The organism is Streptomyces sp. MMCC 100, from assembly GCF_041538145.2.
Lineage (GTDB): Bacteria > Actinomycetota > Actinomycetes > Streptomycetales > Streptomycetaceae > Streptomyces.
On sequence record NZ_JBGORK020000001.1, the window covers coordinates 7,598,852 to 7,612,923 of the forward strand.

14 protein-coding genes and 1 pseudogene are annotated in these 14,072 nt (G+C 70.7%); 8 read left to right on the forward strand and 7 right to left on the reverse strand.

The window, feature by feature from the left end; translation table 11 throughout:
• Positions 1 to 42 precede the first annotated feature (42 nt).
• Together ABS735_RS35215 and ABS735_RS35220 are read right to left on the reverse strand one after the other, a co-directional pair.
• Positions 43 to 885: an ABC transporter permease gene (locus ABS735_RS35215; RefSeq protein WP_373904132.1), complete on the reverse strand. Its 843-nt coding sequence runs from the start codon at positions 883 to 885 to the stop codon at positions 43 to 45.
• On the reverse strand, positions 882 to 1,871 hold the full coding sequence (locus ABS735_RS35220) for an ATP-binding cassette domain-containing protein (RefSeq protein ID WP_373904133.1): 990 nt from the start codon (positions 1,869 to 1,871) through the stop codon (positions 882 to 884). The genes ABS735_RS35215 and ABS735_RS35220 overlap by 4 nt, the downstream gene beginning before the upstream one ends.
• A 95-nt stretch (positions 1,872 to 1,966) precedes the next feature.
• Here ABS735_RS35220 and ABS735_RS35225 point away from each other — a divergent pair, with 95 nt between their 5' ends.
• Positions 1,967 to 2,773 carry a TetR/AcrR family transcriptional regulator gene (locus tag ABS735_RS35225; protein ID WP_373904134.1) on the forward strand — a complete coding sequence of 269 codons (807 nt, stop codon included), beginning with the start codon at positions 1,967 to 1,969 and terminating at the stop codon, positions 2,771 to 2,773.
• Here the strand turns inward: ABS735_RS35225 and ABS735_RS35230 are convergent.
• On the reverse strand, positions 2,747 to 3,733 hold the full coding sequence (locus ABS735_RS35230; RefSeq protein WP_373904135.1) for a WD40 repeat domain-containing protein: 987 nt from the start codon (positions 3,731 to 3,733) through the stop codon (positions 2,747 to 2,749). The two genes, ABS735_RS35225 and ABS735_RS35230, sit on opposite strands and share 27 nt — an antisense overlap.
• Before the next feature lie 100 nt (positions 3,734 to 3,833).
• Here ABS735_RS35230 and ABS735_RS35235 point away from each other — a divergent pair, with 100 nt between their 5' ends.
• The 3 genes and pseudogenes from ABS735_RS35235 to ABS735_RS35245 all read left to right on the forward strand — a co-directional run bounded on the left by ABS735_RS35235 (position 3,834) and on the right by ABS735_RS35245 (position 6,077).
• On the forward strand, positions 3,834 to 4,520 hold the full coding sequence (locus ABS735_RS35235) for a GDSL-type esterase/lipase family protein (protein ID WP_373904136.1): 687 nt from the start codon (positions 3,834 to 3,836) through the stop codon (positions 4,518 to 4,520).
• 111 nt (positions 4,521 to 4,631) lie between these two features.
• Positions 4,632 to 5,033, forward strand: a pseudogene (locus ABS735_RS35240) (Uma2 family endonuclease); the annotation flags it as partial.
• A 51-nt stretch (positions 5,034 to 5,084) separates the two neighbouring features.
• A complete protein-coding gene (locus tag ABS735_RS35245; RefSeq protein WP_373904137.1) occupies positions 5,085 to 6,077 on the forward strand; it encodes an aldo/keto reductase in 993 nt (330 codons plus the stop codon).
• Positions 6,078 to 6,220: 143 nt separating this feature from the next.
• Here ABS735_RS35245 and thpR read toward each other — a convergent pair whose 3' ends face one another.
• A complete protein-coding gene (gene thpR, locus ABS735_RS35250; RefSeq protein WP_373904138.1) occupies positions 6,221 to 6,793 on the reverse strand; it encodes an RNA 2',3'-cyclic phosphodiesterase in 573 nt (190 codons plus the stop codon).
• Between the two features lie 223 nt (positions 6,794 to 7,016).
• On the opposite strand from thpR, the gene ABS735_RS35255 reads away from it, so the two are divergent.
• Positions 7,017 to 7,307, forward strand: coding sequence for a Uma2 family endonuclease (locus ABS735_RS35255; protein WP_373904139.1), 291 nt, complete (start codon positions 7,017 to 7,019; stop codon positions 7,305 to 7,307).
• A gap of 17 nt (positions 7,308 to 7,324) precedes the next feature.
• On the opposite strand, the gene ABS735_RS35260 is transcribed toward ABS735_RS35255, so the two are convergent.
• A complete protein-coding gene (locus tag ABS735_RS35260; protein ID WP_373904140.1) occupies positions 7,325 to 8,692 on the reverse strand; it encodes an MFS transporter in 1,368 nt (455 codons plus the stop codon).
• 27 nt (positions 8,693 to 8,719) lie between these two features.
• Entirely contained in the window at positions 8,720 to 9,157 is a 438-nt protein-coding gene (locus tag ABS735_RS35265) for a MarR family winged helix-turn-helix transcriptional regulator (RefSeq protein WP_007450858.1), read from the reverse strand.
• A 150-nt stretch (positions 9,158 to 9,307) separates the two neighbouring features.
• On the opposite strand from ABS735_RS35265, the gene ABS735_RS35270 reads away from it, so the two are divergent.
• Positions 9,308 to 9,496, forward strand: a complete 189-nt coding sequence (locus ABS735_RS35270) for a ribbon-helix-helix protein, CopG family (RefSeq protein ID WP_125630636.1) — start codon at positions 9,308 to 9,310, stop codon at positions 9,494 to 9,496.
• Positions 9,497 to 9,518: 22 nt separating this feature from the next.
• Here ABS735_RS35270 and ABS735_RS35275 read toward each other — a convergent pair whose 3' ends face one another.
• The gene (locus ABS735_RS35275; protein ID WP_373904313.1) at positions 9,519 to 10,976 is read right to left on the reverse strand and encodes an NCS2 family permease; all 1,458 of its coding nucleotides are present in this window, start codon (positions 10,974 to 10,976) and stop codon (positions 9,519 to 9,521) included.
• A gap of 193 nt (positions 10,977 to 11,169) precedes the next feature.
• Between ABS735_RS35275 and ABS735_RS35280 the strand changes: the two genes are divergently transcribed.
• Both ABS735_RS35280 and ABS735_RS35285 read left to right on the forward strand, forming a co-directional pair.
• Positions 11,170 to 11,457, forward strand: coding sequence for a DUF2530 domain-containing protein (locus tag ABS735_RS35280; protein WP_373904141.1), 288 nt, complete (start codon positions 11,170 to 11,172; stop codon positions 11,455 to 11,457).
• A gap of 111 nt (positions 11,458 to 11,568) precedes the next feature.
• Positions 11,569 to 13,977 (forward strand): HAD-IC family P-type ATPase, encoded by a 2,409-nt coding sequence (locus ABS735_RS35285; RefSeq protein ID WP_373904142.1) that lies wholly within the window; start codon positions 11,569 to 11,571, stop codon positions 13,975 to 13,977.
• Positions 13,978 to 14,072 lie beyond the last annotated feature (95 nt).

Here is a 14,072-nt window from a genome sequence, read left to right on the forward strand (position 1 = left end):
CCTCCCCCGGCCCCACCCGCGGCCCGGACGCCCTGAGCGCTCCTACCGGCTCAGCCGCTGGAACCTCCGTACCGCCAGGGGCAGGAAGACGGCCGTCAGCACCACCGGCCACACGCCCGCCATCAGCAGCGCGTGCTGCTCCACCCACGAGTCGCCGCCGCCGACCGGTGTGCCGAACAGGTCGCGGGCGGCCGCCGCCGTGGAGGAAATGGGGTTCCACGCGGCCACCCAGCCCAGCCAGTCGGGCATGAGCTGTGGTGCGACGAAGATGCTGGAGATCATCGTCAGCGGGAAGGCCACCGCGAACAGGCCGCCCGCCGCCTCCGGGTTGGGGACCAGCAGGCCCAGCCACACGCCGATCCAGATCAGTGCGAACCGCAGCCACAGCAGCAGCCCGAAGGCCGCCAGGAAACCCCAGCCGCCGTCCGGGCGCCAGCCCATGGCCATCGCCGTCAGCATCATGATGGCCAACTCCGCGCAGGCCACGACCAGATCGGTCACCCCGCGCCCGGCCACCACCGCGGACGACGCCATCGGCATGGAGCGGAACCGGTCGATGACCCCCTTGGTGGAGTCGTACACGACGACGGTCGCAGTGTTGATGAAGCCGAACGCCATGGTCATCACGAACATGCCCGGCATCAGGAAGTCCTTGTAGTCCCCGCCGCCCGGCACCGTCATCGCGCTGCCGAAGACATAGCCGTAGAGGAGGACCGACAGGATCGGGAAGCCCAGCTGCCAGGCGATGTTGACGGGCTGGCGCTGGTAGTGGGTCAGGCCGCGGCGGACGATGTTGCCGCAGTCGGCGAGCAGCCAGTAGAGGCGGCCGCGCTCGGGCGGGGCCGTCGCCGGGCCGGTGGCGGGGTCGAGGTCGAGGGCGCTCATGCCGCCACCGCCTCCTCCCGCGCGCTCTCCGCACTCTCCGTGCCCGTGCGGTGGCCGGTCAGGCGCAGGAACACGTCGTCGAGGCTCGGCCTGCGCAGTCCGATGTCCTCCACGGCGACGCCCTCGTCCTGGAGGGTGCGCGCCACCTCGGTCAAGGCCGACACCCGGTCGGTGACGGGGGCGTGCACGCGCAGCGCCTCCTCGTCGGCCTCGGGTTCGCCCTCGCAGACCCGGGCGACCGTCTTCACCGCCCTGGGGATCTCGGCGCGGTCGGCGACCACGACCTCGATCCGGTCGCCGCCGACCAGGTTCTTCAGTCCGTCCGGGGTGTCGTCGGCGATGGCCCGGCCCCGGTCGACGACGGTGATGCGGGATGCCAGCTTGTCGGCCTCCTCCAGGTACTGCGTGGTCAGCAGGACCGTCGTACCGCTCGCCACCAGCGCGCGGACCGATTCCCAGACCTCGCCGCGGCTGCGCGGGTCCAGGCCCGTCGTCGGCTCGTCCAGGAACAGGACGGACGGGGCGAGGATCATCGACGCGGCGAGGTCGAGGCGCCGCCGCATACCGCCGCTGTACTTGCCCACGCCCCGGTCGGCGGCGTCGGTCAGGTCGAACTGCTCCAGCAGCTCGACCGCGCGGGCCCGCGCCCGCCTGCCGCCCAGGTGGAACAGGCGCCCGAACATCTCCAGGTTCTGCCGGCCGGTGAGCACCTCGTCCACGGCCGCGTACTGGCCGGTGAGGCCGATCCGCGCCCGCACCTCACGGGCCTGCCGGGCGATGTCGAGGCCCGCCACCTCGGCCCGTCCCCCGTCCAGCCGGATCAGCGTGGACAGGATGCGCACGGCCGTGGTCTTGCCCGCGCCGTTCGGCCCGAGCAGGCCGTGCACGGTGCCCTCGCGGACGGTCAGGTCGAAGCCGTCCAGGGCGCGTTTCTCGCCGTACCGCTTCTCCAGGCTCTCGGCCCGTACCGCGTACGTGTTGCTCATGGGTCCCAGCCCCCTTTCACTTCCCAACTGGGTACACCGTACCCGATTGCGCGTACACCGTACCCAGTTTTTCGGCGCGGATTTAAACTGACCCCATGGCAAGCGGTACGGAGACCAGCGGCAGCGGCGACATCGGCCGGACCCTCGAACTGTTGTGGGACACCGGCCGGCGCCCCAGCCGGGGTCCGAGGCCGGGCCTGACGCTGGAGCGGATCGTGGAGGTCGCCGTCGGGGTCGCGGACCGGGACGGCCTCGGCGCGGTCTCGATGCGCCGGATCGCCACCGAGCTGGGCACCGGCACGATGTCCCTGTACCGCTACGTCCCCGGCAAGGGCGAGCTGATCGACCTGATGCTGGACCGCGTACAGCGCCCGTCCGAGGATCCGGCCGACCTCGGCGACGGCGGCTGGCGCCCGGCGCTCGAGGCCCTCGGCCACGCCACACTCGCCCTCTACCGCCGCCACACCTGGCTGCTGGAGGTCAACCAGTCCCGTCCGATCCTCGGCCCCTCGGCCCTTGACGGCATGGAGAAGGTGCTCGCCCGGATCAGGCCGATGGGTCTGACCGACCCGGAACTGGTGTCGGTGATCGTCATGATCGACGGGTACGTCGTCGGGGCCGCCCGCACCCAGGTGTACGGGCAGGAGGCCGAACGCAGCTCCGGACTGACGGACGCCGAGTTCTGGCGGGCCCAGCAGCCGGTGCTGGAGAAGGCCATGACCAGCGGACGCTACCCCGTGCTGTCCTCCCTCTCCGAGGACGCCTTCGGCACGGGCTTCGACCACTTCGAGTTCGGGCTCCAGCGCATCCTGGACGGCCTGGAGGTGCTGGTGACCGCGCGCCGGGCGGCGGACGGCTCCGGGGACCGAGCGGGATCAGCGGCGCCGGGAGACCCGGCGTAGGCCGAGCAGGGCCGCGAGCGCGACGAGCAGCCCGACCGCGCCGACCTTGAGCGTGACCCCGCCCGGGCCGTCGGACCCGTCGGAGTCCCCGCCCGAAGAGTCGGAACCGCCGCCGGAACCACCGCCCTTGCCGGGCACGTCCTCGGCCTTCACCGGGCTGCTCGCGCCCTCCATGCCGAGCAGCAGCTTCTTGCCGTCGGTGGTGTAGGTGGCGGACTCCCCCTGCCCCAGGGGCACGCTGATCCGCCCCTTGCGCTGGATCTTCCCGCCGTTCCAGTCGTACCAGATGCCCCCGAGGTAGCCGCGCACGGCGAGTTGCCCACCGTCCGGGGAGAACGCGGCGTCGGTGGCCCACAGGTCCACCGGCACGGTGGGCTCGAAGACGTTGGTGCCGGAGGACGACAGCTTCGCCGGGCCCTCGTACAGGTGCCCGCCGTCCTCGTTCTTGTCGATGATGTAGACCCGCCCGGTCTTCGGGTGGACCACCATCGACTCCGCGTCGCGGGAACCGTCCGTGTACTTCACGACGTACTGCGTCGCCTTGACGGTCTGGTCCTTCAGCTCCTTCGGCTCGGGCAGCTCGTAGATCCACACGTACGGCCAGGACACGCCGTCGTTGTCGCCGATGTCGCCGACGAAGATCTTGTTGCCCGGCCCGACGGCGATCGCCTCGACGTCACGGGGCGTGCCGACGCCGGACAGCGCCACGCGGGCGACGGTCTCGCCGGTGGCGCCGTCCACGGCGTAGAGGTAGGGGCCGGTGTCCTGGTCGTTGTGCGTCCAGTAGATGCCGGGGTGCAGGTGGGAGGCGGCGAGGCCGCTGGACTCGGTGATGCGCGGGTCCTTGATCGTGAATCCGTCGCTCCCGGCGGGCCCGTCGTCCCCGTCCGCCGCGGAGGCGGGCACGGCGAAGGCGCCCACGAGAAGGGCCGAGGCGAGGAGGGCGAAGGGTCGGCGCATGCGCCAAGCCTGCCATCCCGCGCGGGCGTTCACGTCGGCGGTCACCCTGCGTGGTCGGGCTCACATCGCGTCGACCAGGCCGATCGTCCATGATGAGCGGATGCTCAGGTTCATGTTCGTCGGTGACTCCATGACGATCGGGAGCGCCGGCGAACACACGTGGCGCTACCGGCTGTGGCAGCACCTGCGCGACTCCTACGGCCGCCCCTTCACCTTCGTCGGCCCGCGCGAGACCCTCCACGACCAGGTGACGGACGCCCCCACCTCGTACGCCTACGCCGATCCCGACTTCCCCCGCGCCCATCTGGCGGGCTGGGGCGAGGGCTGGCACCACATGGCCCCGCTGATCGGGGAGACGGTACGGGCCTGCCGCGCGGACGTGCTCCTGGTCTCCCTGGGCCTGATCGACCTCGGCTTCTACACCAACGCCGAGCAGACCGCCGCCAACGTCCGCGTCTTCGTGGCGAACGCGCGCTCGGCGAACCCGCGCGTCCGCATCGCCGTGATGCCGGTCCTCCACAACATCCGGGTGGAGGCCGACGAGACCTTCGCCAAGCAGGTCGCCCACTTCAACGACCTCCTCGCGAAGACCGTCTCCGACCTCGACGACGAAGGCTCCCCGCTGCTGCTCGTCCCGCGGCCGCCCGCGTACGACTTCCACACGGACACCTACGACGGCACACACCCCGACGAGAGCGGCGAGCACCGGATCGCGGAGGCCTTCGCGACGGCGATGGACGAGGAGTGGGGGCTCGGCGGGCCCTACGCGCCTTACCCGTCCCCGTAGGCCGTCCGGATCTCCCGGACCAGGTGGTCGGCACAGGGCCGCGCGGACCTCGCGCCCACGCCGCCCCACCGCTCCTCCTCCTGCCCGAGGCAGACGGCGCTCGCGTGGGACATCCGGTCCCATTTCGGAAGGCGTGCCAAGGTGCTCTCGGATGTCCGCATCGACTTTCCGGGCCACCAGAACGGTTTCTGCCCGGACGTCGTCAAGATGCGCGACGGTGCGAAGGAGGACGACACGGGCCGCTGGCGCTACCAGGACGTCGAGTTCGTCGCCGAGGTCATCTCCCAGGGCACCGCCGCCAACGACTACGGCCCCAAGAAGCTGGCCTACGCCGCCGCCGAGGTCCCCCTCCATCTGATCGCCGACCCGTACCAGGGCCGCTGCCACATCTTCACGCACCCCAAGGACGGCGACTACACGACCGAGACCCGGGTCGCCTTCGGGGAGGACCTGGACCTCACCGACACCGTCCTCGGCCTCACCCTCAGGACCGACGTCTTCCCCCGCGACTGACCGCCCGCCCCGCTTGCCTGGAGCGCACTCCAAGTCGTTGGCTTGGGGACCATGAAGTACACGCAGCTCGGACGCACGGGACTCAAGGTCAGCCGGCTCGTCCTCGGCACCATGAACTTCGGTCCGCAGACCGACGAGGCCGACAGCCACACCATCATGGACGCGGCGCTGGACGCCGGCATCAACTTCTTCGACACCGCCAACGTGTACGGCTGGGGCGAGAACAAGGGCCGTACCGAGGAGATCATCGGCAACTGGTTCGCCCAGGGCGGCGACCGGCGCGACAAGACCGTCATCGCCACCAAGGTGTACGGCAACATGGGCGCCGACGGCGAGGCGTGGCCCAACCACGACAAGCTGTCCGCCGTGAACATCCGGCGTGCCGTCGACGCCAGCCTCAAGCGGCTGCGGACGGACCACATCGACCTGTACCAGTTCCACCACATCGACCGCGCCACCGGCTTCGACGAGATCTGGCAGGCCGTCGACACGCTGGTGCAGCAGGGCAAGGTCCTGTACGCCGGGTCCTCGAACTTCCCCGGGTACAAGATCGCGCAGGCCAACGAGACCGCCGCCCGGCGCGGCGGGACCATCGGGCTGGTCAGCGAGCAGTGCCTGTACAACCTGGCCGAGCGCCGGGCCGAGATGGAGGTGATCCCGGCCGCGCAGGAGTACGGCCTCGGTGTCATCCCGTGGTCGCCGCTGCACGGCGGGCTGCTCGGCGGGGTCATCAGGAAGGAGGTCCAGGGCGGGCGCCGGGCCTCGGGGCGCGCGGCCGACACCCTGGCCGATCCGGCGAAGCGGGCGCAGATCCAGGCGTACGAGGACCTGCTCGACAAGCACGGCGTGGAGCCGGGCGAGGCCGCGCTGGCCTGGCTGCTGACCCGGCCCGGCGTGACGGGCCCGATCGTGGGTCCGCGCACGGCCGAACAGCTCGCGTCGGCGCTGCGGGCCGTGGAGCTGGAGCTGTCGGAGGAGCTGCTGACCGGGCTCGACGAGGTCTTCCCGGGCCCTGGGCCCTCTCCGGAGGCCTTCGCCTGGTAGCCGTGGCAGCGGTGGGGTGAGCGGGGCGGCGGGCGCCCCCGGGCAGGTCAGCCGAGGGCCGCCGCCACCGCCACCACCACGAGCATCAGCACGAGCACACCGGCCATGATCCGGTTACGGGTCTTCGGGTCCACGCACCGAGCCTAACCGGAGGCGCCGAGCGGGCTGCGGGCGACCGCCTCGTAACGGGGCTGTTCGCCCGGTACGCCGGAGTCCGGCAGGGTGCTGCGGACCAGCGCCAGATCCGTCACGGTCCAGGTGGGGCCGGTGAAGCCGGCGAGTGCCTCGACGTAGGGGCGTACGTCGCACGCCTGTCTGCTGCGGGCCAGGGTCAGGTGGGGCTTGTAGCGCCGGTGCTCGCCCATCGGGACGCCCGCCCTGCGCCCCGCCGACTCCGCGCGGTCGGCCAGCAGCCGCAGCGTCGCGAGGCCGCCCTCCGCGCCCGCCCACAGCGCCCGCCCGCGCCCGAACTGGCCGCCGCCGCGCAGCGCCAGCTCGAAGGGCGCGGTGCGACGGGCGGCCCGCTCCAGGCGGGCCGACAGGTCGGGGACGAGGCCGTCGTCGACCTCGCCGTAGAAGGCGAGGGTGAGGTGCCAGCCCGGACGGCCGGTCCAGCGCAGCCCGTCCGCACCGGGCAGCCGGCGCAGCGCGGCCACCTCGGCGGCGAGCGCGGCGGTGACGTCCTCCGGGGGCAGTACGGCGGCGAACAGTCTCATGGGGCCACAGTCTGCCCGGCATGACCCGGCGCCGTAACAGTCGTTGTACCTCACGGTTGCAGTCATGCGGAGGGGCACGGGCGGACATGACCGACAGCGGCGACGAACTCACCCTCGACAAAATGTTCGACTGGCTGGAGGAACTGCCCGTCCCTGAGGGTTACAAGTCGGAGATTGTCGGCGGTCATGTCTTTCTGTGGCCGCAGCGGGACACTCGGACGTGGTGGCCCTCTCCAGGGGCCCAGGCACCGGGCGCGACGCAGAGTTCGTCGCCGAAGTCATCTGCAGGGAGACCGCCGGCAACGACTACGGCCCCAAGAAGGACGCCTACGCCACCGCCGAAGTCCCGGTGTACCTGATCGTCGACCCGTACACCGGCGAGTGGCACCTCCACACGCTCCCCAAGGACGGCAAGTACCACGCGTGCGTCAGCTTCGGCTTCGGCGAGGACATCGACCTGACCGGGACCGTCGTCGGGCTCACCCTCAAGACCGACGACTTTCCCCGCGACTGACCGGGCCGCGGCCCCGCCTACGCCACCGGTGCCAGCGCCTCCTGGCGCTCCCGCGGCACGAACCGGACCTGCGGGTGGCCGCGGTGCCAGCCGACCGACAGGCGCAGGTTGCCGACGCGGGCCAGGACCAGGCCGATGACGAGGGCGGCGGTGGCGGCCACCGCGCCGCCCGCGGCGAAGCCCACCCGGGCGCCGTAGGTGTCCGTGACCCAGCCGACGATCGGGGCGCCGACCGGGGAGCCGCCGAGGAAGACCATCATGTACAGGGCCATCACGCGGCCCCGCATGGCCGGGTCGGTGGACATCTGGATGCTGGTGTTGGCGGTGACGTTGACCGTCATGCTGAAGACGCCGATCGGAACCATCAGCAGCGCGAAGAGCCACAGCTCGGGCGCCGTCGACGCCACGATCTCCAGGGCGCCGAAGCCGAGGGCGGCCGCGATCAGGACGCGCAGCCGGGCGGTGCCGCGGCGGGCGGCGAGCAGGGCGCCGGCGAGGGAGCCGACGGCCATGAGGGTGTTGAAGAGGCTGTAGGCCCCGGCGCCCGCGTCGAAGACGTCGTCGGCGAAGGCGGACAGGAAGACCGGGAAGTTGAAGCCGAAGGTGCCGATGAAGCCGACCAGCACGATGGTCCAGATCAGTTCGGGGCGCCCGGCGACGTAGTGCAGGCCCTCCCGCAGCTGGCCCTTGCCGCGCGGGGCGCGCTGGACGGTGTGCAGTTCGCGGGCGCGCATCAGCAGCAGGCAGCTGAGCGGCGCGACGAAGGACAGGCCGTTGGCGAGGAACGCCCAGCCGGTGCCCACGCCGGTGATCATCAGACCGGCGACGGCGGGGCCGACGAGGCGGGCGGACTGGAAGTTGGCCGAGTTCAGGCTGACCGCGTTCTGCAGCTGGTCCCGTCCCACCAGCTCGGAGACGAAGGACTGCCGGGCCGGGTTGTCCATGACGGTGGCCAGGCCCATCGCGAAGGCGGCGACGTAGACGTGCCAGACCTGGACCTGGCCGCTCAGGGTGAGGACGGCGAGCACGAGCGCCGTCACGGCCATCGCGGACTGGGTGACCAGCAGCGTGGGCCGCTTGCGCAGGCGGTCGACGAGGACGCCGCCGTAGAGGCCGAAGAACAGCATCGGCAGGAACTGCAGGGCGGTGGTGATGCCGACGGCGGCCGAGGAGCCGGTGAGGCTGAGCACCAGCCAGTCCTGGGCGATGCGCTGCATCCAGGTGCCGATGTTGGAGACGACCTGGCCCATGAAGAACAGGCGGTAGTTCCTGACCCTCAGGGAGGCGAACATCGACGTCTTGCGAGGGGTCTCGGGGGTGCGGGTGGTCGGGTCGTCGCGGCCGTCAGGTGCGGGGGCGGAAGCTGCTCCGGATCCCGTACTCAAAAGGGTTCGCCTCCTCGCGAAAACTGCTTACCGGTGTGCGAGCTTCTCCAGCACGGGGGCGGCGGCGCGCAGTTTGGCCCACTCGTCCTCGTCGAGGCCCTCGACCAGCGTGGCCAGGAACGCGTTCCGCTTGCGGCGGCTCTCCTCGAGCATCACCACGGCCTGCTCGGTCTGCGTCACGACCTTCTGGCGCCGGTCCTCGGGGTGCGGCTCCAGCCGGACCAGGCCCTTGGCCTCAAGCAGCGCCACGATGCGGGTCATCGAGGGCGGCTGGACGTGTTCCTTGCGGGCCAGCTCGCCCGGGGTCGCGCTGCCGCAGTTCGACAGGGTGCCCAGCACCGACATCTCGGTCGGGCTGAGCGACTCGTCGACCCGCTGGTGCTTGAGCCGACGGGACAACCGCATCACGGCGGAGCGCAGGGAGTTCACGGCGGCGGCGTCGTCGCCATGCTTGAGGTCCGGCATGTTCCTTAGCGTAACTCATTAGTCTCGCGAAATACCACCGCTCAACCGCCCGTCTGCCCGTGACGCCCGCCACTGAAACCCGCAGTTCACCCGTACGAGTGAGTCGTTTCCGGAAATCGGCGCATCACCCGGCGGGCCGGGGCGACCCTCGTGCTCATGGGGACCAGCGTGCTCAGCCTGCGGATGGACGGGGAGCTACTCGACCGGCTCCGGGACCATGCGGCGAAAAGAGGAATGAGCGTCCAGGACTATGTCGTCCGGACGCTCATTCGGGATGACTTCGACGAGCGGTTCCAGTCCGCCGTGGAGGAGACGGAACGGTTCTACGGGGTCACGTGAGCCCGTGCCGCGCGGAGGTCCGTCACGTCAGACCCAGGGCCGGCATCAGGTAGTAGAAGGCGAAGACCGCCGACACCACATGCATCGCCACCGGCACCTCGCGGCCCCGTCCGACCGCCAGGCGCAGCACCGAGAAGGTGATGAAGCCCATGCCGATGCCGTTGGTGATCGAGTAGGTGAACGGCATCATCAGCATCGTCACGAAGGCCGGGACGGCGACCGTGAAGTCGGACCAGTCGATCTCCTTGACCGAACCGGCCAGGATCAGGAAGCCGACCGCGATCAGCGCGGGGGTGGCCGCCTGGGACGGGACCATGGTGGCGACCGGCGTGAGGAACAGCGCAAGGGCGAACAGCGCGCCGGTGACGACGTTGGCGAAGCCGGTGCGGGCGCCCTCGCCGACGCCGGCCGTGGACTCCACGAAGCAGGTGGTGGCGGAGGCGGAGCTGGCACCGCCCGCGGCGACCGCGACGCCGTCGACGAACAGGACCTTGTTGATGCCCGGCATCTGGCCCTCGCCGTCGGTCAGCTTCGCCTCGTCGCTGACGCCCATGATCGTGCCCATCGCGTCGAAGAAGCACGACAGCAGCACGGTGAAGACGAACAGCACGCCGGTCAGGACGCCGACCTTGTCGAACCCTCCCAACAGGCTGACCTCGCCGACCAGCCCGAAATCGGGCGTGGCGACGGGGTTGCCGGGCCACTCGGGAGTGGTCAGGCCCCAGGAGGGGATGTCGGTGACGGCGTTGATGATCATCGCGACGACCGTCATCACGACGATCGAGATGAGGATGGCGCCCGGGGTCTTGCGGACGATCAGCGCGAGGGTCAGCAGCACGCCGAGGACGAAGACCAGCACCGGCCAGCCGTGCAGGTGCCCGCCGGTGCCGAGCTGGATCGGGACCGTGGTCTGGGCGGCGTCCGGCATCCGGGTGATGAAGCCGGAGTCGACGAGCCCGATGATCATGATGAAGAGGCCGATACCGATCGCGATGGCCTTGCGCAGGCTGTAGGGCACGGCGTTCATCACGCGCTCCCGCAGGCCGGTGGCGACCAGCAGCATCACGATGAAACCGGCCAGCACCACCATGCCCATGGCATCCGGCCAGGACATCCGCGGGGCGAGCTGGAGGGCGACGACGGAGTTCACGCCGAGGCCCGCGGCCAGCGCGATCGGGACGTTGCCGATGACACCCATCAGGAGGGTGGTGAAGGCCGCCGTCAGGGCGGTCGCGGTGACCAGCTGACCGTTGTCGAGCTGGTGGCCGTACATGTCCTTCGCGCTGCCCAGGATGATCGGGTTCAGCACGATGATGTAGGCCATCGCGAAGAAGGTGGCGAAACCGCCGCGGATCTCACGGGGCAGGGTGCTGCCGCGCTCGGAGATCTTGAAGTAACGGTCGAGGCCGTTCTGCGGGGGCCGCCGGTCTTCCGGCGACTCGGGGGACGGGGGGACCTTGGCGGTGGCCGAGGTGGACATGCGTGACCTCATGCACCAACAGGTTCCCCCACGGCCTTGTCGGTGTTCCTATTGGTGTTTCGTACGAATGAAAACAGTCAGAGACAAACGGGTTCAGTATGAACGTATGAGCCGCAGATCGCTATCTCCGCGCGTAGACACCAGGTGGCGCCGCGCCGTCAACCCGTTCGCACGCTCCTCGTAAGCTGTACGCATGACGAAGTGGACACCCACGCACGAGGCGCCGGATCCTCTGGAGGGCCCCGTGGTTCCGACCGTCGTCGGCGGCACCATCCTCTGGTTCGTCCTCTTCCTGGTGCAGCTGCCCTTCTACGGCTGGTTCGACGACCACGGGCACGCCTGGTGGGTGTGGACCTGCCTGGCCGGTGCCGGCCTCGGCCTGATCGGCATCTGGTACGTCCGCGGGCGCGACGCCGCGATCAAGCGGGACGCCGCCGCGCAGGGCGCACAGGGCGCGCGGGTGGACCGGCCCACCGCCTAGTACCAGGGGTAGTACCAGGGCAGCACACCGCGCCGGTACGGCTCGTACCCAGGTCGGATCTTCTCCGCACTCGGTGGGTGAAGCCGTAAAACCGCACGTACCGTCGAATGCATGACGCATCTCGACGCGGACAGACGCGATCCCGCGCACCCCGCGCACGCCGTTGACACCCCTTCGCCCGCGACCGGACTCACGGCGGCCGCCGTCGCCGAGCGGATCGCGCGCGGCCACGTCAACGACGTGCCGGTGCGCAGCAGCCGCTCGCTGGCCGACATCGTCCGCGCCAACGTCTTCACCCGGTTCAACGCGATCATCGGCGTGCTCTGGGTGATCATGCTGATCGTGGCGCCGATCCAGGACAGCCTGTTCGGCTTCGTGATCCTCGCCAACACCGGAATCGGCATCGTCCAGGAGTGGCGGGCGAAGAAGACCCTCGACTCGCTGGCCCTGATCGGCGAGGTCCGGCCGACGGTGCGCCGGGACGGCAAGCCCGCCGAGGTCTCCACGTCCGAGATCGTGCTGGACGACGTCATCGAGATCGGCCCGGGTGACAAGGCCGTCGTCGACGGGGTGTGCGTCGAGGCGGACGGGCTGGAGATCGACGAGTCGCTGCTGACCGGTGAGGCCGACCCCGTGGTCAAGCAGCCCGGCGACCAGGTCATGTCGGGCAGCTTCGTGGTCGCGGGCGGCGGTGCCTTCCGGGCCACCAAGGTCGGCCGCGAGGCGTACGCCGCGCAGCTCGCCGAGGAGGCCTCCCGCTTCACGCTGGTCCAGTCCGAGCTGCGCTCCGGCATCTCCACGATCCTCAAGTACGTCACGTGGATGATGGTCCCGACCGCCATCGGCCTGATCCTCAGCCAGCTGCTCGCCAAGGACAACGAGCTGGACGACTCGGTCGCGCGCACGGTCGGCGGCATCGTGCCCATGGTCCCCGAGGGCCTGGTCCTGCTCACCTCCGTCGCCTTCGCGATCGGCGTCGTCCGGCTCGGCCGCAAGCAGTGCCTCGTGCAGGAGCTGCCCGCCATCGAGGGGCTGGCCCGCGTCGACACCGTCTGCCTGGACAAGACCGGCACCCTCACCGAGGGCGGCATGGACGTCACCGGCCTGCGGTTGCTCGGCGGCGCCGACGAGCGTCACGTCCGCACCGTGCTCGGCGCCCTCGGCGCGTCCGACCCGCGGCCCAACGCCTCCCTGCAGGCGATCATCGACACCTACCCCGTCGACGCGTCCGCCGGGGCGTGGCAGTGCACGGCGTCGCTGCCCTTCTCCTCCGCCCGCAAGTACAGCGGCGCCACGTTCGACGAGGGCGACGGCGCCTCCCGTACGTGGCTGCTGGGCGCGCCGGACGTGCTGCTGGCCGAGGACGACCCGGCGCTCGCCGAGACCGGGCGGCTCAACGAGCAGGGCCTGCGGGTGCTGCTGCTGGCTGGTGCCACCCGCGAACTGGACGACCCCGAGGTCGCCGAGGGGATCGAGCCCACCGCCCTGGTCGTCCTGGAGCAGCGGCTGCGCCCGGACGCCGCCGACACCCTGCGCTACTTCGCCGACCAGGACGTCCGCGCCAAGGTCATCTCCGGCGACAACGCGGTGTCGGTCGGCGCGGTGGCCGCGAAGCTGGGGCTGTCCGGGTCGACCGTCGACGCGCGCCGGCTGCCCGACGAGCGGGAGCAGATGGCGGGCGTGCTGGACGAGGGCACGGTGTTCGGGCGGGTCACCCCGCAGCAGAAGCGGGACATGGTGGGCGCCCTCCAGTCACGCGGCCACACGGTCGCGATGACCGGTGACGGCGTCAACGACGTCCTCGCGCTCAAGGACGCCGACATCGGCGTGGCGATGGGGTCCGGCTCGGAGGCGACCCGGGCGGTAGCGCAGATCGTGCTGCTCGACAACAGCTTCGCCACGCTGCCGTCGGTGGTGGCGGAGGGCCGCCGGGTCATCGGCAACATCACGCGCGTGGCGACCCTGTTCCTGGTCAAGACCGTGTACTCGGTGCTGCTTGCGATCCTGGTGGTCTGCTCGCAGGTCGAGTATCCGTTCCTGCCCCGCCACCTCACCCTGCTCTCGACGCTCACCATCGGCGTCCCCGCCTTCTTCCTGGCCCTCGCCCCGAACAAGGAACGGGCCAGGCCCCACTTCGTACGGCGCGTGATGCGGTACGCGATCCCGGGCGGGGTGGTGGCGGGCGCGGCGACCTTCGTGACGTACCTCGTCGCGCGGCAGCACTACTCCGGCCCGGGCGCGCTGGACGCGGAGACGAGCGCGGCGACGCTGACCCTGTTCCTGATCTCGATGTGGGTGCTCGCGATCATCGCCCGGCCGTACACCTGGTGGCGGGTCCTGCTGGTGACGGCGATGGGACTGGGCTTCCTGGTGGTGCTGGTGGTGCCGTGGCTGCAGGACTTCTTCGCGCTGAAGCTGGTGGGCGTGACCATGCCGTGGGCTGCCGTCGGCATCGCGGTGGCCGGGGCGGCCGTTCTGGAGTTCGTGTGGAGGTGGGTGGACCGCCGCCTCCCGGCGTGAGGTACGTCCAAAAAGCGTGAGCACATCGGCCACAAATGTCCTCGGCGCGCTCTTCTGAGCGCGCCGAGGACATTCGTACGGCAAGTGTTCACGTA

Coding starts and splice junctions, on each gene's coding strand:
- ABS735_RS35215 (WP_373904132.1), bottom strand. CDS start 885: ATGAGCGCCCTCGACCTCGACCCCGCCACCGGCCCGGCGACGGCCCCG.
- ABS735_RS35220 (WP_373904133.1), bottom strand. CDS start 1,871: ATGAGCAACACGTACGCGGTACGGGCCGAGAGCCTGGAGAAGCGGTAC.
- ABS735_RS35225 (WP_373904134.1), top strand. CDS start 1,967: ATGGCAAGCGGTACGGAGACCAGCGGCAGCGGCGACATCGGCCGGACC.
- ABS735_RS35230 (WP_373904135.1), bottom strand. CDS start 3,733: ATGCGCCGACCCTTCGCCCTCCTCGCCTCGGCCCTTCTCGTGGGCGCC.
- ABS735_RS35235 (WP_373904136.1), top strand. CDS start 3,834: ATGCTCAGGTTCATGTTCGTCGGTGACTCCATGACGATCGGGAGCGCC.
- ABS735_RS35245 (WP_373904137.1), top strand. CDS start 5,085: ATGAAGTACACGCAGCTCGGACGCACGGGACTCAAGGTCAGCCGGCTC.
- thpR (WP_373904138.1), bottom strand. CDS start 6,793: ATGAGACTGTTCGCCGCCGTACTGCCCCCGGAGGACGTCACCGCCGCG.
- ABS735_RS35265 (WP_007450858.1), bottom strand. CDS start 9,157: ATGCCGGACCTCAAGCATGGCGACGACGCCGCCGCCGTGAACTCCCTG.
- ABS735_RS35275 (WP_373904313.1), bottom strand. CDS start 10,976: ATGTCCACCTCGGCCACCGCCAAGGTCCCCCCGTCCCCCGAGTCGCCG.
- ABS735_RS35280 (WP_373904141.1), top strand. CDS start 11,170: ATGACGAAGTGGACACCCACGCACGAGGCGCCGGATCCTCTGGAGGGC.
- ABS735_RS35285 (WP_373904142.1), top strand. CDS start 11,569: ATGACGCATCTCGACGCGGACAGACGCGATCCCGCGCACCCCGCGCAC.